General features: G+C 68.0%; 20 protein-coding genes and 1 pseudogene. 11 read left to right on the top strand and 10 right to left on the bottom strand.

The window, feature by feature from the left end; translation table 11 throughout:
• Window positions 1–7: 7 nt before the first annotated feature.
• From rsfS to AOZ49_RS06605, 5 genes are all read right to left on the bottom strand, one after another.
• Complete coding sequence (rsfS, locus tag AOZ49_RS06625; protein ID WP_049075289.1) at window positions 8–412, bottom strand: ribosome silencing factor; 405 nt, start codon at window positions 410–412, stop codon at window positions 8–10.
• A 72-nt stretch (window positions 413–484) separates the two neighbouring features.
• Window positions 485–1,072, bottom strand: a complete 588-nt coding sequence (gene nadD, locus AOZ49_RS06620; protein ID WP_054474672.1) for a nicotinate (nicotinamide) nucleotide adenylyltransferase — start codon at window positions 1,070–1,072, stop codon at window positions 485–487.
• Window positions 1,069–1,980 (bottom strand): oxygen-dependent coproporphyrinogen oxidase, encoded by a 912-nt coding sequence (gene hemF, locus AOZ49_RS06615; protein WP_054474671.1) that lies wholly within the window; start codon window positions 1,978–1,980, stop codon window positions 1,069–1,071. The genes nadD and hemF overlap by 4 nt, the downstream gene beginning before the upstream one ends.
• Window positions 1,981–1,992: 12 nt before the next feature.
• Window positions 1,993–3,300, bottom strand: a complete 1,308-nt coding sequence (gene purD / locus AOZ49_RS06610; RefSeq protein ID WP_054474670.1) for a phosphoribosylamine--glycine ligase — start codon at window positions 3,298–3,300, stop codon at window positions 1,993–1,995.
• A gap of 45 nt (window positions 3,301–3,345) precedes the next feature.
• A complete protein-coding gene (locus tag AOZ49_RS06605) occupies window positions 3,346–4,077 on the bottom strand; it encodes a YebC/PmpR family DNA-binding transcriptional regulator (RefSeq protein WP_054434200.1) in 732 nt (243 codons plus the stop codon).
• Window positions 4,078–4,235: 158 nt separating this feature from the next.
• Here AOZ49_RS06605 and AOZ49_RS06600 point away from each other — a divergent pair, with 158 nt between their 5' ends.
• From AOZ49_RS06600 to AOZ49_RS06590, 3 genes are all read left to right on the top strand, one after another.
• Entirely contained in the window at window positions 4,236–5,759 is a 1,524-nt protein-coding gene (locus AOZ49_RS06600; RefSeq protein WP_054434202.1) for a helicase HerA-like C-terminal domain-containing protein, read from the top strand.
• 142 nt (window positions 5,760–5,901) lie between these two features.
• Entirely contained in the window at window positions 5,902–6,969 is a 1,068-nt protein-coding gene (locus AOZ49_RS06595) for a tartrate dehydrogenase (protein ID WP_054461310.1), read from the top strand.
• A 28-nt stretch (window positions 6,970–6,997) separates the two neighbouring features.
• On the top strand, window positions 6,998–7,954 hold the full coding sequence (locus AOZ49_RS06590; protein WP_054474669.1) for a hypothetical protein: 957 nt from the start codon (window positions 6,998–7,000) through the stop codon (window positions 7,952–7,954).
• Between the two features lie 67 nt (window positions 7,955–8,021).
• On the opposite strand, the gene AOZ49_RS06585 is transcribed toward AOZ49_RS06590, so the two are convergent.
• The 5 genes from AOZ49_RS06585 to AOZ49_RS06565 all read right to left on the bottom strand — a co-directional run bounded on the left by AOZ49_RS06585 (window position 8,022) and on the right by AOZ49_RS06565 (window position 13,877).
• Window positions 8,022–9,632, bottom strand: a complete 1,611-nt coding sequence (locus tag AOZ49_RS06585; RefSeq protein WP_054474668.1) for a DHA2 family efflux MFS transporter permease subunit — start codon at window positions 9,630–9,632, stop codon at window positions 8,022–8,024.
• Between the two features lie 12 nt (window positions 9,633–9,644).
• Window positions 9,645–10,904, bottom strand: coding sequence for an HlyD/EmrA/EmrK family protein (locus AOZ49_RS06580; protein WP_054434207.1), 1,260 nt, complete (start codon window positions 10,902–10,904; stop codon window positions 9,645–9,647).
• Window positions 10,905–10,924: 20 nt separating this feature from the next.
• Complete coding sequence (locus AOZ49_RS06575) at window positions 10,925–12,352, bottom strand: efflux transporter outer membrane subunit (protein WP_054434209.1); 1,428 nt, start codon at window positions 12,350–12,352, stop codon at window positions 10,925–10,927.
• Window positions 12,353–12,457: 105 nt separating this feature from the next.
• Window positions 12,458–12,958: a MarR family winged helix-turn-helix transcriptional regulator gene (locus AOZ49_RS06570; RefSeq protein WP_054434211.1), complete on the bottom strand. Its 501-nt coding sequence runs from the start codon at window positions 12,956–12,958 to the stop codon at window positions 12,458–12,460.
• A gap of 31 nt (window positions 12,959–12,989) precedes the next feature.
• Window positions 12,990–13,877 (bottom strand): DMT family transporter, encoded by an 888-nt coding sequence (locus AOZ49_RS06565; RefSeq protein ID WP_054474667.1) that lies wholly within the window; start codon window positions 13,875–13,877, stop codon window positions 12,990–12,992.
• Window positions 13,878–13,993: 116 nt separating this feature from the next.
• Here AOZ49_RS06565 and AOZ49_RS06560 point away from each other — a divergent pair, with 116 nt between their 5' ends.
• The 8 genes and pseudogenes from AOZ49_RS06560 to AOZ49_RS06525 form a co-directional block, all read left to right on the top strand.
• Window positions 13,994–14,995: a DMT family transporter gene (locus AOZ49_RS06560; RefSeq protein WP_054474666.1), complete on the top strand. Its 1,002-nt coding sequence runs from the start codon at window positions 13,994–13,996 to the stop codon at window positions 14,993–14,995.
• Between the two features lie 43 nt (window positions 14,996–15,038).
• Entirely contained in the window at window positions 15,039–16,028 is a 990-nt protein-coding gene (locus tag AOZ49_RS06555) for a quinone oxidoreductase family protein (RefSeq protein ID WP_054474665.1), read from the top strand.
• A gap of 158 nt (window positions 16,029–16,186) precedes the next feature.
• Complete coding sequence (gene styD, locus AOZ49_RS06550) at window positions 16,187–17,683, top strand: phenylacetaldehyde dehydrogenase StyD (protein ID WP_054474664.1); 1,497 nt, start codon at window positions 16,187–16,189, stop codon at window positions 17,681–17,683.
• A gap of 69 nt (window positions 17,684–17,752) precedes the next feature.
• Window positions 17,753–18,634, top strand: a complete 882-nt coding sequence (locus tag AOZ49_RS06545) for a transporter (RefSeq protein WP_054474663.1) — start codon at window positions 17,753–17,755, stop codon at window positions 18,632–18,634.
• Between the two features lie 31 nt (window positions 18,635–18,665).
• Window positions 18,666–19,856 carry an amine dehydrogenase large subunit gene (locus AOZ49_RS06540; RefSeq protein ID WP_054474662.1) on the top strand — a complete coding sequence of 397 codons (1,191 nt, stop codon included), beginning with the start codon at window positions 18,666–18,668 and terminating at the stop codon, window positions 19,854–19,856.
• On the top strand, window positions 19,853–20,410 hold the full coding sequence (locus tag AOZ49_RS06535; RefSeq protein ID WP_054434227.1) for a MauE/DoxX family redox-associated membrane protein: 558 nt from the start codon (window positions 19,853–19,855) through the stop codon (window positions 20,408–20,410). Before AOZ49_RS06540 ends, AOZ49_RS06535 begins: the two co-directional genes overlap by 4 nt.
• A gap of 20 nt (window positions 20,411–20,430) precedes the next feature.
• Window positions 20,431–21,070 (top strand): annotated as a pseudogene (mauD, locus tag AOZ49_RS06530) (methylamine dehydrogenase accessory protein MauD).
• A partial coding sequence (locus AOZ49_RS06525; RefSeq protein ID WP_054474661.1) for a methylamine dehydrogenase light chain occupies window positions 21,054–21,526 on the top strand: 473 nt, incomplete at its 3' end. The pseudogene mauD and the gene AOZ49_RS06525, both read left to right, overlap by 17 nt.

Genomic DNA, 21,526 nt, shown 5'->3' with positions numbered 1-21,526 from the left:
ACGCGCCTTAGTCGTCGGTGCTGTCGTAGGCGCTGTCGCTGGCGATCGGCGCGACCCGGGTGGATTCCGGCAGCAGCTTGACCCGCACCGGCTTGCCGCCCCAGATCTCTTCCAGGTTGTAGTACTGGCGGATGGCGGGTTGCATGATGTGGACCACGACGTCGCCCAGGTCGACGACGACCCATTCACCGGTGTCCTCGCCTTCGATGGTGATGCCGGAGAGGTCGAGCGCGCGCCCGCGGTCGGCCACGCTGGAGGCCAGCGCCCGCGTCTGGCGGTTGGAGGTGGCGCTTGCAATCACGACGCGATCGAACAGGCTGGTCAGATGCGTGGTGTTGAAGACCTTGATGTCTTGCGCCTTGACGTCTTCGAGGGCGTCGATGACGGCGCGTTGGAGTTTCTGAATATCCATAGCTGCAAATATAACCCGCTCACGGACGGCGGGTGCCGGTTCCGTGGCGCTGCGCGCCCGGGCGGGATGGGTTTATCGGTAAAGATGGTGCGCCGCAATATAGGCGGCGACGGAAGGGGCCAGCAGGCCGTCGGTGGATTCACCCCGGGCCAGGCGCTCGCGGATCTGCGAGGCCGACACCGGCATCGGGGCAAACGGCAATTCTTCCAGCTGGCGCCCCTGCTCGCGCAGGCAGTCGGCCAATTCGGCCGGCGGCGCCAGCGGCGTGCCGGGCCGCGTCGCGACGGCCAGGTCGACCAGGCCGACGATGTCGCGCCAGGACTGCCAGGTGCAGAAATTGGCCAGCTGGTCGGCGCCCAGCAGCCAGACGTAGCGGGCATCCGCGGGCAGGGCGCGCAGGGTGTCGATGGTGTAGGTGGCGCCGCCGCGCTCGAGTTCGATCGGGTTGACGACCAGGCCGTCGTGGCCGGCGATGGCCAGTTCCAGCATGGCGCGGCGCTGGTCTTCGGTGGCGTTCAGGGCCGCGCGCTGCCACGGGTTGGCCGCCGGGATCAACTGCACCTGGGCCAGGCCGAGCGCGCGCAGGGCGTTGTCGGCGAGCGCGACATGCGCGACGTGGACGGGGTCGAAGCTGCCGCCCAGGAGCCCGATACGCGTCACACCCAGTCCCGCGGCGTCAGGTAGGCGGCCAGCCCGGCTTCGGGCGTGCCGGCTTCCGGCTGCCAGTCGTAGCGCCATTGCGCCAGCGGCGGCATGGACAGCAGGATCGACTCGGTGCGGCCGCCGGATTGCAGGCCGAACAGCGTGCCGCGGTCGAACACCAGGTTGAATTCGACGTAGCGGCCGCGGCGATAGGCCTGGAAATCGCGCTCGCGCTCGCCGTAGGGCGTGCCGCGGCGGCGTTCGACGATCGGCAGGTAGCTGTCGAGGAAGGCGTCGCCGACCGAGCGCGTCAGGGCGAACGAGGCGTCGAAACCCGGGGCGTTCAGGTCGTCGAAGAAGATGCCGCCGATGCCGCGGGTTTCGTTGCGGTGCTTGAGGAAGAAGTATTCGTCGCACCAGCGCTTGTAGCGCGGGTAGTAGTCGGCGCCATGGCCGGCCAGCGCGTCGCGGCACACCGCGTGGAAGTGGCGCGCGTCTTCCTCGAAGGGGTAGTAGGGCGTGAGGTCGATGCCGCCGCCGAACCAGAACACGTCGGCTTCGTCATGGCCGGGGCGGGCCGCGGCGACGAACATGCGCACGTTCATGTGCGTGGTGGGCACGTACGGATTGCGCGGATGCAGCACCATCGACACGCCCATGGCTTCCCAGGAGCGGCCGGCCAGTTCGGGCCGGTGCGCGCTGGCCGACGGCGGCAGCTTCGAGCCGCGGACGTGGCTGAACAGCACGCCGGCGCGCTCGAACAGCTGGCCGCCCTCGAGCAGGCGCGAGACGCCGCCGCCGCCCTCGGGCCGGACCCATTCGTCGTTGCGGAAGGGGCCGCCCTCGGCGGCCTCCAGCGCGGCGACGATGCGGGACTGCAGGCCGGTGAGGTAGCCGCGGACGTCGGCGACGGGCAAGGCGTTCATCGGCGCTTCCGGTTACGCGTTGGACTTGGGCTTCTGCTGCGACGGCTTGAGCGCGCGCCAGCCGATATCGCTGCGGTACTGGCGGCCGTCGAAGTGGATGCCGTCGATCGCTTCGTACACGCGGTCGCGCGCCATCTTGACCGAGTCGCCCAGCGCCGTGACGCACAGCACGCGGCCGCCGGTGGTCTGGGTTTCCTCGCCTTCCAGGCGGGTGGCCGCGTGGAACACCATGCAGTCGTCGGCATCGGCCGGCAGGCCGCGGATGACGTCGCCGGTGCGCGGGGTGTTGGGGTAGTTGTGCGAAGCCAGCACCACGCCCAGGGCGGTGCGGCGGTCCCAGGTGATGTCGGCCTGGTCCAGCGTGCCTTCGACGGCGTGCTCGAGCGCGTCCAGCAGGTCGCTCTTGACGCGCATCATGATCGGCTGGGTTTCGGGGTCGCCCATGCGGCAGTTGAATTCCAGCGTCTTGATGTCGCGGTCGGGGTCGTCGCCGGGGGCGATCATCAGGCCGGCGTACAGAAAGCCGGTGTAGGGGATGCCGTCGCGCGTCATGCCCTGCACGGTCGGCAGGATGATTTCGCGCATGATGCGGTGGTGCAGCTCGGGCGTGACGATGGGGGCGGGCGAGTAGGCGCCCATGCCGCCCGTGTTCGGGCCCTGGTCGCCGTCCTGCAGGCGCTTGTGGTCCTGGCTGGTGGCCAGGGCCAGCACGTTGCGGCCGTCGCACATGACGATGAAGCTGGCTTCCTCGCCCACCAGGCATTCCTCGATGACGACGCGCGCGCCGGCTTCGCCCATGGAGCCGTCGCCCAGCATGGCGTCGACGGCGGCGTGGGCCTCTTCGAGCGTGGCGGCGACCACCACGCCCTTGCCCGCGGCCAGGCCGTCGGCCTTGATCACGATGGAGGCGCCTTCCTGGTCGATGTAGGCGTGGGCCTGGACCGGGTCGGTGAAGGTGGCGTAGCGCGCGGTCGGGATGTTGTGCCGGACCATGAAGGCCTTGGCGTAGTCCTTGGAGCTTTCCAGCTGCGCGGCGGCCTTGGTCGGCCCGAAGATCTTCAGGCCGCGGGCGCGGAAGACATCGACCACGCCGGCGGCCAGCGGCGCCTCGGGGCCGACGACCGTCAGGGCGATGCCTTCGCGCTGGACGAAGTCAGCCAGTTCCTCGGCATTGGTGAGCGGGATGTTTTCCATCTGCTCGGCCCGTTGCGTGCCGCCGTTGCCCGGCGCCACGTACACCTTATGTACGCGCGGGGAGCGGGCCAGTCGCCAGGCGAGGGCATGTTCGCGGCCGCCCGAGCCAATTACCAGGAGTTTCATTGTTGCGTGATTCTTAAGGTTGCCAGTCGAGTGTCGCGAGACAACTTACTGCGCTTCGTCGAAAATGACGGTGGTATAGACTTCCTGCACGTCGTCCAGGCCTTCCAGGGCGTCGAGCAGTTTCTGCATCTTGATGGCGTCTTCGCCGGCCAGTTCGGTTTCGTTCAGGGCCTTCATGACGATGCCGTCGACTTCGGCCTTCAGGCCGGCGTCGTCGAACGCCTTGCGCACGGCGGCGTAGTCGGTCGGGGCGCAGATGACTTCGATCACGCCTTCCTCGTCGGTGGCGATGTCTTCGGCGCCAGCCTCGAGGGCGGCTTCCATGACCTTGTCTTCCGGCGTGCCGGGAGCGAACACGAATTGGCCGCAGTGCTTGAACATGAAGGCGACCGAGCCTTCCTGGCCCAGGTTGCCGCCGTTCTTGGCGAAGGCGTGGCGCACTTCGGCCACGGTGCGGGTGCGGTTGTCGGTCATGCAGTCGACGATGACCGCCGCGCCGCCGATGCCGTAGCCCTCGTAGCGCACTTCCTCGTACGCTTCGCCGTCCGCGCCGCCCGCGCCGCGCTGGATGGCGCGCTGGATGTTGTCCTTGGGCATGTTGGCGTCGGTGGCCTTGTCCCAGGCCATGCGCAAGCGCGGGTTGCTGTCCGGGTCGGGGCCGCCGGCGCGCGCCGCCACGGTGATTTCACGAATGATCTTGGTCCAGAGCTTTCCGCGTTTGGCGTCTTGGCGGCCTTTGCGGTGCTGAATATTGGCCCATTTGCTGTGTCCGGCCATGGCTTCCCAGGATAAATTGTCTGCAAAAACGGCATTTTACCGTGCCGGCGGCCTGCGCGCCCGGGAGTCGCCCGCCTGTGTCCATATTGCCACGCGCACAAGCGCCACCACAGGCTCTACACTTGGGCATCTGAGTCATCCGGTCCGGAGAGTTGCCCATGCCCAACCCCATCGTCATCGCCAAGAATGCGCAGACCGAGTTGGCCCTGCTGCCAGCCCTGGCCAACCGCCACGGCTGCATCACCGGCGCCACCGGCACCGGCAAGACCGTCACCCTGCAGGTCCTGGCCGAATCCTTCTCGCGCCTGGGCACGCCGGTCTTCATGGCCGACGTCAAGGGCGACCTGACCGGCATTTCGCAGGCCGGGGTGGCCAGCCCCAAGCTGCAGGAGCGGCTCAAGAACCTCGGCCTGGACGAACCGGCCTGGGGCGCCAGCCCGGTGGCCCTGTGGGACGTGTTCGGCGAGCAGGGCACGCCGGTGCGCGCCACCATTACCGACATGGGCCCGCTGCTGCTGGCGCGCATCCTCGAACTCAACGACACCCAGGAAGGCGTGCTGACGCTGGTGTTCAAGGTGGCGGACGACGAGGGCCAGCTGCTGCTGGACCTGAAAGACCTGCGCGCCATGCTGCAGAACGTCGCCGACCGCGCCGCCGAGCTCAAGACGCGCTACGGCAATGTGTCCGCCGCCAGCGTCGGCGCGATCCAGCGCGGCCTGCTGGCGCTGGAGTCGCAGGGCGCGGAGAAATTCTTCGGCGAGCCGATGCTGGACGTGGCCGACCTGATGCGCACCGACGCCCAGGGCCGCGGCATCGTCAATGTGCTGGCCGCCGACAAGCTGATGCAGGCGCCGCGGCTGTATGCGATCTTCCTGCTCTGGCTGCTGGCCGACCTGTACGAGAAGCTGCCCGAAGTGGGCGACGTCGACCAGCCCAAGCTGGTGTTCTTCTTCGACGAGGCGCACCTGCTGTTCAACGACGCGCCGCCGGCCTTGCTGACCAAGATCGAACAGGTGGTGCGGCTGGTGCGTTCCAAGGGCGTGGGCGTGTATTTCGTGACGCAGAATCCGCTGGACATTCCCGACACCGTGCTGGGCCAGCTGGGCAACCGGGTGCAGCACGCGTTGCGCGCCTTCACACCGCGCGACCAGAAGGCCGTCAAGACCGCGGCCCAGACCATGCGGCCCAATCCGGGGCTGGATATCGAGGCGGCCATCACCGAGCTGGGCGTGGGCGAGGCGCTGGTGTCGCTGCTGGACGCCAAGGGCCGGCCGATGCCGACCGAGCGCGCCTGGATCGTGCCGCCCGGCAGCCGCATCGGCCCGGCCACCGACGCCGAGCGCCAGGCCTTGCGCCAGGGCAGCCCGATGTCGGCCAAATATGACAAGGCCATCGACCGCGAGTCCGCCTACGAGGTGCTGGCTGGACGCGCGGCGGCGCCGGCCGATCAGGCGCCTGGCAAGGCCGCGCCGACGCCGACCGCGGGCGGCGCGCCCGCCGAGGCACAGGGCGGCGGCCTGATGGACAGCCTGAACGATGTGCTGTTCGGCTCCACCGGCCCGCGCGGCGGCAAGCGCGACGGCGTGGTGCAGACCTTCGCCAAGAGCACGGCGCGTTCGATCGCGACGCAACTGGCGCGCGGCATCCTGGGATCGCTGCTGGGGTCCAAGACGCGCCGTTGAATTCTGTATTCCATCTTCGGAACAAACCGAATCCGGCGCTGTAACGTCGGGTAGTACGTTGTTTGTAACTTGGGGTATTGCGTTACCGCCATTTATGCCTATGATTCTGGGCGATGTATTCCCGGAAGACAAAGGAAAAGTGGTGGCAAAAAAACACAAGATTGCGGTGATCCCTGGGGACGGAATCGGCAAGGAAGTCGTTCCGGAAGGCCTGAAAGTGCTCGACGCCGTGGCGTCACGCTTCGGCATTGATTTCCAGTGGGATCACTTCGACTGGAGCTGCGATTATTACGCCAAGCACGGCAAAATGATGCCGGATGATTGGCAGCAGCAGATCGGTCAGCATGAGGCGATTTTCTTCGGCGCCATCGGCTGGCCGGCCACGGTGCCCGACCACGAGGCGTTGTGGGGCTCGCTGTTCAAGTTCCGCCGCGAATTCGACCAGTACATCAATCTGCGCCCGGTGCGCCTGATGCCCGGCGTGCCGTCGCCGCTGGCCGGCCGCCAGCCTGGCGAGATCGATTTCTTCATCGTGCGCGAAAACACCGAGGGTGAATATTCCAACAGCGGCGGCGTGCTGTTCGGCGGCACCCAGCGCGAAGTGGTCATCCAGGAAAGCGTATTTACCCGCATCGGCGCCGAGCGCGTGCTGAAATTCGCTTTCGAGCTGGCCCGCAAGCGCGGCAAGCACCTGACGGCGGCGACCAAGTCCAACGGCATTTCGATTTCGATGCCCTGGTGGGACCAGCGCGTGGCGGAAATGGCCGGGAACTATCCGGATGTCCGCTGGGACAAATATCACATCGATATTCTGTGCGCGCACTTCGTGCAGCATCCTGATTGGTTCGACGTGGTCGTGGCTTCCAACCTTTTCGGCGATATTCTTTCCGATCTCGGCCCCGCCTGCACGGGGACGATCGGTATCGCGCCGTCGGCCAACCTGAACCCCGAACGCAAATTCCCGTCTCTGTTCGAACCCGTGCATGGTTCCGCACCCGATATTTATGGCAAAGGCATCGCCAACCCGATCGGCCAGATCTGGAGCGGCGCGCTGATGCTGGATTTCCTGGGGTATGACGACGCCTCGGCGGCCGTGGTTCGCGCTATCGAGACGGTGCTGGCCGACGGTCCGCGCACGCGCGACATGAAGGGCACCGCGTCCACCGCCGAAGTAGGCGACGCCATTGCGTCGCTGATCGCGGCGGTCTAGCGCGATGCGTTGCCCGGGGGCCCAGACCATGGTCGATTCCATCGCCTCCCCCTCCGCCCCCGTGGGCGGCAGTCGTGCCGACCGCTTCGCCCGCAAGCTGTTCCGGATGCTGCGGTCGCGCACGCAACGCCACAATCAGCACCTGTGGCCGTTCGTGCGCATCTGGCGCAATCCGGCCGGGGTGATCTGTGGCTTCCGCGCGTTTGGACGGTCTGTACCCATCACGCCGTTGGAGCAGGGGTACGACCCCGACGACGACGAGATGCACCTGATCCTGAGCGGGCCGTCGATCGCCGAGATTCCCTATGACCGCCTGGACATCCGGGTGGCCATGGGGGTGAACGGCTCCATCGCGCTGGCGCGCAAGTTCAATCTGCAGTTCAAGTACTACTGCATCATCGACCAGAATTTCGTGCGGGACCGCATTGATCTGGTGCGCGAGATCGTCGCTTGCGACCTGACGTTGTACGTGCTGCCCGACGTGCTGCGCTACATCATGCAGGGGATTCCGCAGGAAGAGATCCGCTGCCGCATCTGCATCATCGAGTTCATTTCCGAGCGGGCCTACCAGCGCAGCGCCGCGCCCGCGGTGCTCAAGCGCATGGTGGCCGCGTCGCCCGACCTGCGGCTGCTGGACGCCAAGCAGGGCCTGGGCTACAGCTTCGACGCGTCGCTCGGCGTGTTCGACGCGGACACGGTGGCCTACGTGGCGCTGCAGGTGATGATCTCGGGCGGCGCGCGCAAGGTCTACCTGCACGGCCTGGACCTGACGCTGCAGCACGGCATGCGCTTCTACGACGAAGGCGAGACGCCGCAGACCAGCCGGCTGGCGCGCAACTTCGCCCGTCTCATCGAGCCGTCGTTCCGCTTCGCCGCGCAGCAGTGGCGCGGACGTGGCGTGTCGGTGATCAACCTGTCACCGGTGAGCGCGCTGCCGCCGGAAGTGATCGAAAGGCAGGACTGGCACACGCTGTTGAAACATTGAAAAAAGGCCCGGCATCCGCCGGGCCTTTTTTTGTGCGCGCCTTGCCAGAGACAAGGCGGGGCTGCTCTCAGTGGGCGCCGGCCGCGGCTTCCGCCGCGCCGCCCGCCTTGGTCGAGCGTGGCCGGGCGAACCAGACCAGGCCTGTGAGCAACAGGAAGATCACCGCCGAGGCGTAGAAGACATCCACCGCGGACATCGTGAACGCCTGCGCGTTGATCAGCCGGTCGACCGTGCTCAAGGCCTGTTGGTGCGACATGCCGACCGTATTCTGCAGGACGTCGAGCGTCTGATCGAACGCCTGCTGGCCGGGCCGCGCGGATTCGGTCAATTGCACATGGTGCAACGTGGCGCGGTTTTCCCACAGCGTGGTCGCGATCGAGGTGCCGAAGGCGCCCGCGGTCAGGCGCAGGAAGTTCGACAGGCCCGGGGCGGCCGGGATGTGCCAGGGCTCGATGCTCGACAGTGTGATCGAAGTCAGCGGCACGAAGAACGCCGCCATGGCCGCGCCCTGGATGATGGTCGGGATCATCAGCGTGCGCACGTCGGTCTGGGTGTTGAAACCCGAACGCATGAAGCACACCAGCGCGAAGATCAGGAACGCCACGGTCACGATCTGGCGCGGGTCGCGGGTGGCCAGCATCTTGCCCACCATCGGCGTGAGCAGGATGGCCAGCAGGCCCACCGGCGCCGTCACCAGGCCGGCGTAGGTGGCGGTGAAGCCCATGTAGCTCTGCAGCCAGAGCGGCAGCAGCACCACGTTGCCGAAGAACACGCCGTAGGCCACCGCCAGCGTCAGCGCGCCGACCGTGAAGTTGCGGATCTTGAACAGGCGCAAGTCGACCACCGGATGCGCGTCGGTCAGTTCCCAGATCAGGAAGAAGACGAAGGCAACGAAGGCAATGGCGGCCAGGGCGATGATGGTGGGGCTGGCGAACCAGTCCAGTTCCTTGCCCTTGTCGAGCATGATCTGCAGCGCGCCGACCCACACCACCAGCAGCACCAGGCCGAGCTTGTCGATCGGCAGCTTGCGCGTCAGCGATTCGCGGTTGCCGTAGATGCGCCAGCTGATCCACGCCGCCAGCAGGCCCACCGGCACGTTGATGTAGAAGATCCAGGGCCAGGTGTAGTTGTCGGAGATCCAGCCGCCGAGCAGCGGCCCGGCCACCGGCGCCACCAGTGTCGTCATCGACCAGACCGCCAGCGCCATGCCCGCCTTGGACTTGGGGAAGCTGGCCAGCATCAGGGTCTGCGACAGCGGGATCATCGGCCCGGCCACGGCGCCCTGCAGCACGCGGAACGCGATCAGGGCCTCGAGCGAGGGCGAGAAGCCGCACAGCCACGAGGCCAGCACGAACAGCAGGGTGGAGATCAGGAACAGCCGCACCTGGCCGAAGCGCTGCGTCAGCCAGCCGGTCAGCGGCACGGTGATGGCGTTGGCCACCGCGAACGAGGTGATGACCCAGGTGCCCTGGCTGGAGCTGACGCCCAGGTCGCCGGAGATGGTCGGGATGGACACGTTCGCGATCGAGGTGTCCAGCACGTTCATGAACACCGCCGTGGACAGCGCGATCGACCCGATGATGCGGGTGGCGCCTTCCAGCGGCGGGTAGGTCCCTGGCGGGAGTACGGTCGGCTCGGCGGGGGCGCCGCCGGCCGCGGGCTGAGCGGTCGTGCTCATGGGAAGGCCCCCTTACTTGGCGCCGCGCGCCAAGCCCTCTTTGGCCACGGGCGACTGCGCCGCCTGCGGGGTGAATTCGTCGGAGGCGAGGTTGGCCTGGATGATCTTGCCGATCAGGGCGTCGACCTCGTCATGGGCCGGTTCGAAGGCGCGCGTCGACCAAGCCGGTTCCTTGCGGGTGGTGGCGGTCAGCGCTTCGCCGTCCTGCTTGCCGACGTCGACCTCCACGTCCATCGACAGGCCCACGCGCAGCGGATGGGTCTTCAGGTCCGCGGGGTCGAGCGCGATGCGCACGGGCACGCGCTGCACCACCTTGATCCAGTTGCCGGTGGCGTTCTGGGCCGGCAGCAGGGCGAAGGCGCTGCCGGTGCCGGCGTCCAACCCGGCGACGGTGCCGTGGTAGGTGATCGAGCTGCCATACAGGTCGGCGGTCATCTTGACCGGCTGGCCGATGCGCATCTTGCGCAGCTGGCCTTCCTTGAAGTTGGCTTCGACCCAGACCTGGTCCAGCGGCACCACCGTCATGAGCGCGGCGCCGGGGGCCACGCGCTGGCCGACCTGGACGGTGCGGCGGGCGATGACGCCGCCCACGGGGGCGGGCAGCACCGTGCGCGACTGGGCCAGCCAGGCATTGCGCAGGCCGGCGACGGCCTGGCGCACGTCAGGGTGGTCGGCCACGGTGGTGCCTTGGGTCAGCGCCTGGTTGGTCGCCAGCTTGGCGCGCGAGGCGGCCAGCGCGGCGCGGGCCTGCGCCAGGCCGGATTGCGCGGTCTTCAGCGCGGCCTCGGCGTGCAGGATTTCCTCGCCGCTGACGCCGCCCGACTTGGCCAGCTGCTGGCGGCGGGTGACGTCGCTCTGGGCGCGGGTCAGTTCGGCCTGGGCGCGCTGGATGTCGGCCTGGCGCAGGTCGACGTCAGCGGCCAGCGCGTCGTTCTGGACGTAGTAGGTGCGGACCTGGCGCACGGTCTGCGCCAGCTTGGCCTCGGCCTGCTGCAGGGCGACCTGCGTGTCGGCCGGGTCGATGCGCACCAGCGGCTGGCCGGCGGCGACGGTCTCGGTGTCGTCGGCCTCGATGGCCACCACGGTGCCGGGCACCTGCGGCGTGATCTGCACCAGGTTGCCGTGCACGTAGGCGTCGTCGGTGCTTTCGAAGTGGGCGCCGAACAGGGCCCACCAGATGCCGTAGGCGATCGCGATGAGGATGAAAACACCGGTCGCGGTCAGCAGCAGGCGTTTGCGGGCGGGGTTGGTCGTGGGAGTGGCTGCGTTCATGACGTCTGAATCCGGAGCGTTCAATGAGTGGAGTTCGTGGCGGGCGCGGGCTGCTGCGCCGGGGCGGGGACGTAGCCGCCGCCCAGCGCGTTGGCCAGGTTGGCGTCGAGCTGGTAGGCGCGGATGCGCAGGTCGGTGTCGAGCCGCGCCTGGGTCAGCACGCCGGTCTGCGCGATCAGCACGGTCAGGTAGTTGCCCATGCCGGCCTTGTAGCGGTTGACGGCCAGTTCATAGGCCGCCTCGATGGCTTCGCGCGCCTGGCGTTGCTGGGCCCGTTCCTGTTCCAGCAGGCGCAGGCCGTCGAGCGCGTCGGCGACCTGGTGCACGGCGTCGAGCACGGTCTGGTTGTAGTCGGACACGGCCAGGTCGGCGTCGGCGCGGCGGCCGGCCAGGTTGGCGTTCAACTCGCCGCCATGGAAGATCGGCAGGGTGATGGCCGGACCGAAACCGGCGGTGCGGGCGGCGGTGCCGAGCAGGTTGCCGGTGCCGATCGCCTGGAAGCCGGCAAAGGCCACGAGGTTGACGTTGGGGTAGAACTCGGCGCGGGCGCTGTCGATCTGGTGCCGGGCGGCCTCGGCGCGCCAGCGCGCGGCGACCACGTCGGGACGGTGGCCCAGCAGGTCCAGCGGCACGCTGGCGGGCACGCCGCCGGCGGGCGCGGTCAGGGAGGCTTCGACGAGCGACTGGCCGCGCTGCGGGCCGGCGCCGGCCAGCGCCGCGACCTGGTTGCGCAGTTGCGCCAGGGTGGTCTCGGTCTGGGTCAGCTCGACCTGGCCGGCGGCCAGCGACGATTCGGCCTGCTTCACCTCGACCTGGGTGTCCAGGCCGGCGGAATAGCGGCCGCGGGTCAGCGACAGCACTTCTTCGCGCTGGGTCAGCACGCGCTTGATGACGTCGCGCTGGGCGAAAGCGTCCTGCAGATTAAGGTAGGCGCGCACGGTGGCGCTGGCCAGCACGTTGCGCGCCGCCTGGGCGTCGGCCGCGGCGGCGGCCTGCTGCGAGACCGCGGCCTTCAGGTGCGAGCGGTTCTTGCCCCAGAAATCGAGCTCGTAGCTGAAGTCCAGCGCCAGGCGGTTGTCGCTGACGACGGATCCGCCCAGCGGCGCGGGGTAGATGTAGTCGCCGGACAGGTGCTCGCGGTTCAGCGTGTAGTTGGCGTCCACGCGCGGCATCAGGGGCGCGCGGGCGCTGCTGACGGCGGCGTTGGCCTTGGCCAGGCGCGCCTGGGCGGCGGTCATGGACGGGCTGTTGGCCAGCGCTTCGTCCATCAGCGCGTTGAGCTGGCTGTCGCCGTAGCGATGCCACCATTGCGTGTCGGGCCAGGCGACGTCCTGGGCGGTCAGGCCCAGCTTGGTTTCATTCAGGGCGGCCACCGGCTCGGGGCCGGGTTCCATCAGGGCGCAACCGCTCAAGGCCAGCACTAATGCGGTAGAAAGAAGGCGTTTCATCCTGACAATCTGCTGAAAGTAATTGATTAATCTGTATTTGCCTAGGCAAATATTACGTCAAATAAAGCCCCTTCTGCAGGGGCGGGTCGGCTTGGGCGGGCGCCGTCAGCGCTCGGGCGCGGAGGCGGAACCGTTGGCGATCATGCGGCGCAGGAAGTGCATCAGCTGCGTTACTTCGTCGGTGGAGAAACCCCGCAGGTGGTGGTTCAGCACGCGGGCGATGTTGGGCGGGATTTCGCGCGCCTTGGTTTCGCCCAGCTCCGTCAGTTCGATCTTCACGACGCGCCGGTCCAACTGGTTGCGGGCCCGCCGCAGCAGGCCCTTGGCCTCGAGCCGGTCGAGCGTGCGGGTCATGGCGCCGGTGTCGACGCCGTTGAGCCGGGCCAGTTCGGCGGGCGTGTCGGCCCGTCCCAGGGCGACCATGGCGATCGGGCGCCACTGCATGGCGGTGAGGTCCAGCGGCGCCATTTCCTGGTCCAGCATGCGGTTCAGGGAGTTGGCGACCAGCTTGATCAGGTAGCCGGCGTTTTCTTCCATCATGCAGCGGGTGTCACCGCGATAATGAACCGGATTTTCGGGGGATTCAGGGCGTGACGAGGCATTCATGCAGCGAATTTTACTGCCTAGTCAGTAATTGTCAAGGCTGCTTTTGGGGGACGCTTTCGGGGGCGACGGGAGCCTTGCGCAGTCCGGACCAGACGATGGCGGCCACGATCAGGGCCGCGCCGGCCATCATGCGCACGGTGGGCTGCTGGCTGAACAGCATCCAGGCAAAGGCGATGGCATAGACCGGTTCCAGCGCGATCACCAGGCCGGCGCTGCGGGCGTTCAGGCGGGTCAGGCTGGAGACGAACAGGAAGTGCGACAGGCCGGTGCAGAACACGCCCAGCGGCGCCAGCCAGAACCAGTCCATGGCGGGCAGGGCGGGCAACTGGCCGGCGGCGAATGGCAGCATCACCAGCGCCACCACCAGGTTCTGCCAGCAGGCCACCTGCATCGGGTCCATGCCCGAGGCCGAGCGGCGGTTGCTCAGGGCCAGCAGGGCGAAGGTCAGGCCCGACAGCAGGCCCCAGGCCAGGCCGATGGTGCCCTGGTCGGCCAGGTCGAACGAGGGCGTGACCAGCACCAGGCCGGCCGTGACCAGGCCCAGCAGCAGCCATTCGGCCAGCCGCACGCGTTCGCGGAAGATCAGGCCCTCGAACAGCGCGATGAAGGCCGGGAAGCTGGCGAAGCCCAGCGTGGCGATGGCGATGCCGCCGACCTTGACCGAGATGAAGAAGGTGACCCAGTGGGCCGCCAGCAGCGCGCCCGCGATCACCAGCACGAACAACTGGGCCGGGGTCAGGGCGCCGAGCAGCGGGCGGCGGCGCATGCGGGCGAACAGGCCGAGCGAGATCACCGCGAAGACCGCCCGCCCCAGCGTGATGACCGCCGCGCTGGCCTGGATCAGTTCGCCGAAGACGCCGGTCAGGCCGAACAGGACGGCGGCGATATGGATATAAGTCAGGGCGCGGTGTCGGGTCATTCGCAAGGGATGGCAGGGAACGGAAGGGGGCGGGGCCGGTTCGTGGCCGGGCCGCTGTAGGCTGAAAATGCGCGCCGGGCGTGCAAATCCCGCGGCGCTGAATCTAAAATCATCGCATGAATCGCATTGCCAAGCTTTTGCCGGTCTCTCGTCCCTCCAGCCGCGCGGCCGGTTTTTTCATGGCCGCGCTTGGCGCGATCCTGTTTTCCGCCAAGGCCATCGTCGTCAAGTTCACCTACCGCTACGGCATCGACGCGGTCACCCTGATCGCCTTCCGCATGCTGTTCGCCATGCCGTTCTTCGCGGCGGTGGCATGGCATCAGTCGCGCCTGGCGGCCCGCGGCGAGATCGTCGTCATGACCTGGAAGGAACGCATCCAGGTCTGCCTGCTGGGCCTGTTGGGCTACTACCTGTCCAGCTTCCTGGATTTCCTCGGCCTGCGTTACATCACCGCCAGCCTGGAGCGGCTGATCCTGTTCCTGTCGCCGTCGCTGGTGGTGCTGATCTCGGCGTTCTGGTTCAAGCGGCCGGTCGAGCGCCGGCAATGGCTGGCGATGACGCTGTCGTACGCCGGCGTGGTGCTGGTTTTCGCCCACGATCTGAGCTTCGGCGGCTCCTCCGAGGTGCTGTTAGGGTCTTTGTTCGTTTTCGGTTCGGCGCTCAGCTATTCTGTGTACCTGATCTGCTCCGGAGAGCTGATCAAGCGCATCGGGCCCACCCGGCTGGTGGCGTATGCCATGCTGGTGTCGTGCGTGGCCTGCATCGTGCAGTTCTTCGTGATCCATCCGGCCTCCGTGCTGATCCAGCCGATGGGCGTGTACGGCTACTCGATCATCCATGCCACCCTGAACACGGTGGTGCCCGTCTTCATGCTGATGTGGGCGGTGGCGCTGATCGGCGCGCCGACCGCGTCGCAGCTGGGCATGCTGGGGCCGGTGTCGGTGCTGTTCCTGGCGTCGTGGTTCCTGCACGAACCCGTGACGGTCTGGCAGATGGCCGGCACCGCGCTGGTCCTGGCCGGGGTATTCGTATTGATGGGGGGGCGGGACCGCCAAGCCGCCGCCCGCCGCGCCGGGCGGCAGCGCGTCCGCGCGCTGAAGTCCGGATTGCATAGTTGATTCTCAAGCTTGCGTCGCAACATTTCAAAGAAAGGAGGCCAGCATGGCCAGCAATCTCGTCAAGGCAATTCGTATCGAGCAGCATGGCGGTCCCGAAGTCCTGAAACTGGTCGAAGTCGAAGTGCCGCCGCCGGCCGCCAATGAGGTCACCATCGACCAGCACGCGGCCGGGCTGAACTTCATCGATATTTATTTCCGCACGGGCTTGTATCCCCACCCGCTGCCGCATGGCCTGGGCTTCGAGGGCGCGGGCGTGGTCACGGCCGTGGGCGCCGACGTCAAGCACCTGAAGAAGGGCGACCGCGTGGCCTATGGCCAGAGCCCGATCGGCGCCTACGCCAAGGCCCGCAACGTGCCGGCCAACCAGGTCGTGAAGGTGCCCAAGGGCATCGGCTTCGACGAAGCCGCCGCGCTCATGCTCAAGGGCCTGACGGTGCAGTACCTGTTCCGCCAGACCTACCGCCTGCAAGGCGGCGAAACCATCCTGTTCCACGCGGCCGCCGGCGGCGTGGGCCTGATCGCCTGCCAATGGGCGCGCGCGCTCGGCGTGAAGCTGATCGGCACCGTCTCCAGCCCCGAGAAGGCCGAACTGGCCCGCGCCAACGGCGCCTGGGAAACCATCGACTACTCGCGCGAGAACGTGGCCGAGCGCGTGCTCGAACTGACCGGCGGCAAGAAGGTGCCGGTGGTGTATGACGGCGTCGGCAAGGACACCTGGGAAACCTCGCTGGACAGCCTGGAGCCGCGCGGCCTGATGGTCAGCTTCGGCAACGCCTCCGGTCCGGTGGCGGGCGTGAACCTGGGCATCCTGAACCAGAAGGGCAGCCTGTACGTGACGCGGCCGTCGCTGGGCGTGCACGTCAATACGCTGGCAAAGCTGCAGGCCGCCTCGGAAGAGCTGTTCGACCTGGTGCTGAAGAAGAAGATCAAGGTCCGCATCGACCAGCGCTACAGCCTGGAACAGGCCGGCGAAGCGCAGACCGCGCTGGCCTCGCGCAAGACCACCGGCGCCACGGTGCTGATGCTGGACTGATCCGGCGCGCCCCTGGCGCCGCGGGCCAGGCGGGACGCATGGCGCGTCCCGCTTTTTTTTGCCGTGCGCACCGGGACAAATCGCCATGCACGGGCGGACAAGCCAGCACGGTGGGCCGTTGCTATCCTGGCCTCACCCTATCCGTTGGAGCCTCACGCATGCCGTCCGCCCCTTCCTCCGCCTCCGGCCGTCCGGAACTGGCCGCCATCCGGGAATACATGATCGTCGACGGCAAGCCGCTGCGCCAGGGGCAGGGCGAACCCATCCCCGTGCACGATCCGGCCACCGGCGAGGTCATCGCCACCCAGCTCGATGCCGGTCCGGCGCAGATCGACCTGGCGGTGCAGGCCGCGCGCCGGGCATTCGCCAGCGGCCCGTGGCGCGACATGCTGCCAGCCGGGCGCGAGCGCCTGCTGCTGAACCTGGCGGATCTGGTGGAACGCCATGGCGAGGAACTGGCGCGGCTCGAGACCCTGAACAACGGCAAGCTGCTGGGCGTGGCCCAGGGGCTGGAGGTTGGTTCCGGCGCGCAATGGCTGCGCTACATGGCCGGTTGGGCCACCAAGCTGACCGGCGACACGCTGGCGCTGTCGATCCCGTTCCCGCCCGGCCTCAAGTACAGCGCCTACACGCTGCCGCAGCCGGTGGGCGTGGTGGCGGCGATCATCCCGTGGAATTTCCCGCTGCTGATGGCGATCTGGAAGATCGCCCCGGCGCTGGCCGCCGGCTGCACGGTGGTGCTCAAACCCGCCGAGGAAACCCCGCTGACCGCCCTGCGCCTGGCCGAACTGGTGCTGGAGGCCGGTTTTCCGCCGGGCGTGGTCAACGTGGTGACCGGTCGCGGCGAGACGGCCGGCGCGGCGCTGGTGGCGCATCCGGGCGTGGACAAGATCGCCTTCACCGGCTCCACCGAGGTCGGCAAGCTCATCGGCCGCGCCGCCATGGACGACATGAAGCGCGTCTCGCTGGAACTGGGCGGCAAGTCGCCCGTGATCGTGCTCGATGACTGCGACGCCGACGTGGCGGCGCAAGGCGCGGCCGCCGCCATCTTCTTCAACCAGGGCCAGGTCTGCACCGCGGGTTCGCGGCTTTACGTGCAGAAGGGCCTGTACGCCAAGGTGGTGGAACGGCTGGCCGACCTGGCCGCCGGCATGAGGCTGGGTTCCGGCTTCGCGCCCGATACGCAGGTGGGGCCGCTGGTGTCGGCGCGTCACCAGCAGCGCGTGATGGACTACATCGGCATCGGCCGCGCCGAGGGCGGCAAGGTGCTGGCGGGCGGCGCCGCCGGCGAGGGCGCCGGGTATTTCGTGCGGCCCACGGTATTCACGGATCTGCCGCAGGATGCCCGCATGGCCCGCGAGGAGATCTTCGGGCCGGTGGTGGTGGCGCAGCCGTTCGACACGCTCGACGACGCCGTGCGGCTGGCCAACGACAGCGCCTTCGGCCTGGGCGCCAGCCTCTGGAGCAACGACCTGACCCGGGTCCAGCGCCTGATCCCGCGCATCGATGCGGGCACGCTCTGGATCAACACCCACAACATGCTGGACCCGAACATGCCGTTCGGGGGTTTCAAGCAGTCCGGCATCGGCCGTGAGCACGGCCGCGCCGTACTGGACATGTATCTGGAGAAGAAGTCCGTTTGTATCGCTTACTAGACTGACGGCCGCGCGAGACAAGCCGGGAGATACCGGCGCGTGCGAGGCCGCGCAACCAAGGGGAAGTGCATGGCAGGCAAGACCAATTGCCGGGCCCGGGCGCGCGCAGCATTGCTGCTGGCGGGCCTGGCCACGGCGCAGGCGGCATGGGCCGGAGACCCCAGCGCGCGCGACTGGATACCCGCGCCGGTGGGCACCAACATCATCGCTGGCTACCTGGCCGGGCTGCGCTCGTCGGGGCTGTATTCGGCCGGCAAGCGCATCGACGGCGCCTCGGTGGACGTGGATGCGCTGATCTACCGCCAGATGCATTACCGGGAGCTGTTCGGCAAGACCGTGCAGCTCGAATTCATCGTGCCGATGTCGCGCACCACGATGGAACTGCCGGGCGCCCCGCGCGACCGCCAGACCGGCATCGGCGACGTGACGCTGGGTTCCGCGATCTGGCTCTACAACAACGAGCAGACCAAGACCTGGTTCGCCTGGGAGCCGTTCGTGGTGGTGCCGTTGGGGCGCTACGATGGCTCGCGCCCGGACACTTCGCCGGGCAAGAACCGCTGGTCCACCATCCAGGATTTCTCGTTCGTGAAGGGGGTGGGCGAATCCACCTTCCTGGAGGCCATCGGCGAAGTGGAAATCTACGGCCGCAACAGCGACTGGATGAGCCAGACGCTGAAGAAGGACCCGTCCTTCCGCTTCTTCGCGCTGGCCTCCACCAATATCACGGACAACACCTACACCGGCATCCGCTACCGCTACGAGACCGGCGGCCGCGAGCGCGCCGTGGGCGAGACGGTGACCAGCCGCGCCCGCAACCACCAGCTGGCGCTGGAACTGACGCACCAGATCAACGACGCCAACCAGATCCAGATGCAGTACATCCACGACCTGAAGGTCGAGAACGGCCCGCGCATGCGGGGCGTGCAGATGCGCTACGTCTACGCCTTCTAGGAGCAACGGACATGACACCAGGAGAGATCCAATGATTGCGCATTGTGCCAACAGACGCGCCGCGCGGGCCGGCAAATGGGCGCTGTGCGCGGCCCTGGCCGCGGCCGCCGGGCTTGCCCGCGCCGACCTGCCGGTCGAGGAGCTCAAGGGCGGCACCCGCCTGCCGCCGGCCACGCCGCACCGGCTGTACGTGATGGACGCGGTGTTCAATCACCTGGTCGACAGCCGCGTCAACATTTACGACGGCGACACGATGAAATTCCTGGGACTGGTGCCCTCGTCGTTCAACGGCCACATGACGGTGTCGGCGGACGGCAAGGACATCTACATCATGACCACCTACTACGAGCGCCTGAACCGCGGCAAGCGCACCGACGTGGTCGAGGCCTGGGATGCCGAGACGTTGACGCCGAAGTACGAGGTGCCGATTCCGGAGAAGCGCGCGCAGGCGCTGAACTACCGCAACTACCTGCAGCAGAGCGCCGACGGCGGCCTGCTGTTCGTGCAGAACGCCACGCCGGCCTCGTCGGTCACGGTGGTCGACCTGAAGACGCGCAAGTTCGCCGACGAAGTGACCGCGTCCGCCGGCTGCTGGAGCATCATCGTGCCGCCGTCGCGGCCGCGCAGCTTCGCCAGCATCTGCGGCGACGGCTCGTTCGTCACGGTCGACCTGGACGCCGCCGGCAAGCCGTCGGGCCAGCAGCGCAGCAAGCCCATGTTCGAGGTCGAGAGGGATCCGATCTTCACCCATACCGACCGCCTGGGCGACACCTTCTATTTCGTCTCGTACAACGGCAACGTCTACAGCGCGGATTTCAGCGGCGCCGAGGCCCGCTTCGGCGAGCCGTGGTCGCTGCTGGACAAATCCGGCAAGGACCGCGGCTGGCGCCCGGGCGGCTACAACCTGCTGGCGGTCAACCGCGCCAGCAAGCGCCTGTACGTGGGCATGCATCCGAACGGCGCGGAAGGCTCGCACAAGACGCCCGCCGCCGAGATCTGGGTGTATGACCTGGCCACGCACAAGCGGCTGGCGCGCATTCCGGGCAAGAACGCGTTGTCGATGTCGGTGTCGCAGGACGACAAGCCGCGCCTGTTCACCATCGACGGCGGCAACGTCAACATCTATGACGCGGCGCCGGCCGCGCCGGTGCTCAAGGGCACGATCCAGGGCGCCGGCGAGACGGCGCTGCAGGTCGAGCCGCAGCCGGGAGGCGCGCAATGACCGATCCCGTGCTGTTCTATGCCGCCAGCGCCGCGCTTGCCTGCGTGCTGCTGCTGGGCGCGCTCGACAAGCTCAAGGACATGGCGGCCTTCAGCGGCGCCGTGACGGCCTACGAGATCGTGCCCGCCGGCCTGGCCGGCGCCTTCGCCTGGGGCTATGTGCTGGCCGAAGCGCTGGCCGGCGCCTTGCTGCTGACGCCGGGCGCGCAGGCCATGGGCGCCGCGCTGGCGCTGCTGGTGCTGGCCCTGGCGACGGCGGGCGTGGCGCTCAACCTGGCGCGCGGCCGCCGCGATATCGATTGCGGCTGCGGCGGTCCCGCCTTCCGGGGCGCGGCGGCGCGCGGCGCCGGGCTGTCCTGGTGGATGGTGCTGCGCAATGCCTTGCTGGCGTCGTGGACGCTGCCGGTGTTCGCCGCGGCGCAAGGCGCTTCGCGCAGCCTGCAATGGGCCGACGCGGCCTCGGTCTTCGGCCTGGCGATGTGCGCCGTGGCCTTGTATTTCACCGTCAATCACCTGCTGGCCTCGCACCTGAAGCTGCGGCAGCTGCATACCTAGAAACAACGGAGCGACACGATATGGAAGCCTTGATCATTTCCAATTTTCTGCTGTGGGGCGCGGTGCTCTGCCTGATGCTGGTCATCCTGGCGCTGTCGCGCCAGATCGGCGTGCTGTACGAGCGCGTGGCGCCGATGGGGGCGCTGACCATGGACAAGGGGGCCGGCGGTGGGCGAGGCCGCGCCCCGTTTCGAACTGGCCGACCTGCTGGGCCGGCGCCTGACCATCGGCGAACGCGGCCAGCACAGCCAGCTGCTGTTCTTCCTGTCGCCGACCTGCCCGGTGTGCAAGAAGCTGCTGCCGATCCTCAAGTCGGTGGCCGGCACCGAGAGCGCCTGGCTGCGCATCGTGCTGGCCAGCGACGGCGAGATGCCCGAGCATCTGGCGTTCTACCGCCAGGCGGGGCTGGAGCGCTTTCCCTACCTGCTGTCGACCGAGCTGGGCATGAAGTTCCAGATCAGCAAGTTGCCGTATGCGGTGCTGATCGACGAATCCGGCGTGATCCGCGCCAAGGGCCTGATCAATTCGCGCGAACAGCTGGAAAGCCTGTTCACGGCCAAGGAGCTGGGCGTGGCGTCGGTGCAGGAATTCCTGGCCGGCGGCGCGCTGGAAGAGACCCGCATTTCACGCAAGGAGAACGGCAATGCGCTGGTTGGATAAGCTTGGAGAGCGCGCCACGCGCTCCGTCGCCCACGCCACGTCGCGTCGCAGCGTGCTCAACCGCATCGGCCGCGTGCTGGTCGGCACCGCCTTCCTGGTGCCGGTGCTGCCGGTGGCCCGGTCCGCGCCCGCGGCGGCCAAGAAGCCGCAGACCGACGAGACCGCCTGCGACTACTGGCGCTATTGCGCGGTGGACGGCTTCCTGTGCTCGTGCTGCGGCGGCAGCACGACCTCATGCCCGCCGGGCACCTCGCCGTCGGCGGTGTCGTGGGTCGGCACCTGCCACAACCCGCTGGACGGCAAGGACTACCTCATCAGTTACAACGACTGCTGCGGCAAGACGGCCTGCGGCAAGTGCATGTGCGCCTCGGCCGAGCGCGAGCGGCCGGGCTACCAGATGTTCCTGCACAACGACGTCAACTGGTGCATGTCCAACGAGTCGTCGATCTTCCACTG

Source organism: Achromobacter sp. 2789STDY5608615, assembly GCF_001298995.1.
Taxonomy (GTDB): Bacteria; Pseudomonadota; Gammaproteobacteria; order Burkholderiales; family Burkholderiaceae_B; genus Achromobacter; species Achromobacter insuavis.
Note: the sequence above shows the minus strand (reverse complement) of the source record. Positions and strands in the feature narration are given on the sequence as shown.

Excerpts from the sequence above, each read along its gene's own strand:
- AOZ49_RS06545 (WP_054474663.1), top strand. The coding sequence starts at position 17,753 with ATGGCAGGCAAGACCAATTGCCGGGCCCGGGCGCGCGCAGCATTGCTG.
- hemF (WP_054474671.1), bottom strand. The coding sequence starts at position 1,980 with ATGAACGCCTTGCCCGTCGCCGACGTCCGCGGCTACCTCACCGGCCTG.
- AOZ49_RS06570 (WP_054434211.1), bottom strand. The coding sequence starts at position 12,958 with ATGAATGCCTCGTCACGCCCTGAATCCCCCGAAAATCCGGTTCATTAT.
- AOZ49_RS06605 (WP_054434200.1), bottom strand. The coding sequence starts at position 4,077 with ATGGCCGGACACAGCAAATGGGCCAATATTCAGCACCGCAAAGGCCGC.
- AOZ49_RS06565 (WP_054474667.1), bottom strand. The coding sequence starts at position 13,877 with ATGACCCGACACCGCGCCCTGACTTATATCCATATCGCCGCCGTCCTG.
- purD (WP_054474670.1), bottom strand. The coding sequence starts at position 3,300 with ATGAAACTCCTGGTAATTGGCTCGGGCGGCCGCGAACATGCCCTCGCC.
- AOZ49_RS06535 (WP_054434227.1), top strand. The coding sequence starts at position 19,853 with ATGACCGATCCCGTGCTGTTCTATGCCGCCAGCGCCGCGCTTGCCTGC.
- AOZ49_RS06590 (WP_054474669.1), top strand. The coding sequence starts at position 6,998 with ATGGTCGATTCCATCGCCTCCCCCTCCGCCCCCGTGGGCGGCAGTCGT.
- AOZ49_RS06575 (WP_054434209.1), bottom strand. The coding sequence starts at position 12,352 with ATGAAACGCCTTCTTTCTACCGCATTAGTGCTGGCCTTGAGCGGTTGC.
- AOZ49_RS06560 (WP_054474666.1), top strand. The coding sequence starts at position 13,994 with ATGAATCGCATTGCCAAGCTTTTGCCGGTCTCTCGTCCCTCCAGCCGC.
- AOZ49_RS06600 (WP_054434202.1), top strand. The coding sequence starts at position 4,236 with ATGCCCAACCCCATCGTCATCGCCAAGAATGCGCAGACCGAGTTGGCC.
- rsfS (WP_049075289.1), bottom strand. The coding sequence starts at position 412 with ATGGATATTCAGAAACTCCAACGCGCCGTCATCGACGCCCTCGAAGAC.
- styD (WP_054474664.1), top strand. The coding sequence starts at position 16,187 with ATGCCGTCCGCCCCTTCCTCCGCCTCCGGCCGTCCGGAACTGGCCGCC.
- AOZ49_RS06555 (WP_054474665.1), top strand. The coding sequence starts at position 15,039 with ATGGCCAGCAATCTCGTCAAGGCAATTCGTATCGAGCAGCATGGCGGT.
- AOZ49_RS06540 (WP_054474662.1), top strand. The coding sequence starts at position 18,666 with ATGATTGCGCATTGTGCCAACAGACGCGCCGCGCGGGCCGGCAAATGG.
- AOZ49_RS06580 (WP_054434207.1), bottom strand. The coding sequence starts at position 10,904 with ATGAACGCAGCCACTCCCACGACCAACCCCGCCCGCAAACGCCTGCTG.
- AOZ49_RS06585 (WP_054474668.1), bottom strand. The coding sequence starts at position 9,632 with ATGAGCACGACCGCTCAGCCCGCGGCCGGCGGCGCCCCCGCCGAGCCG.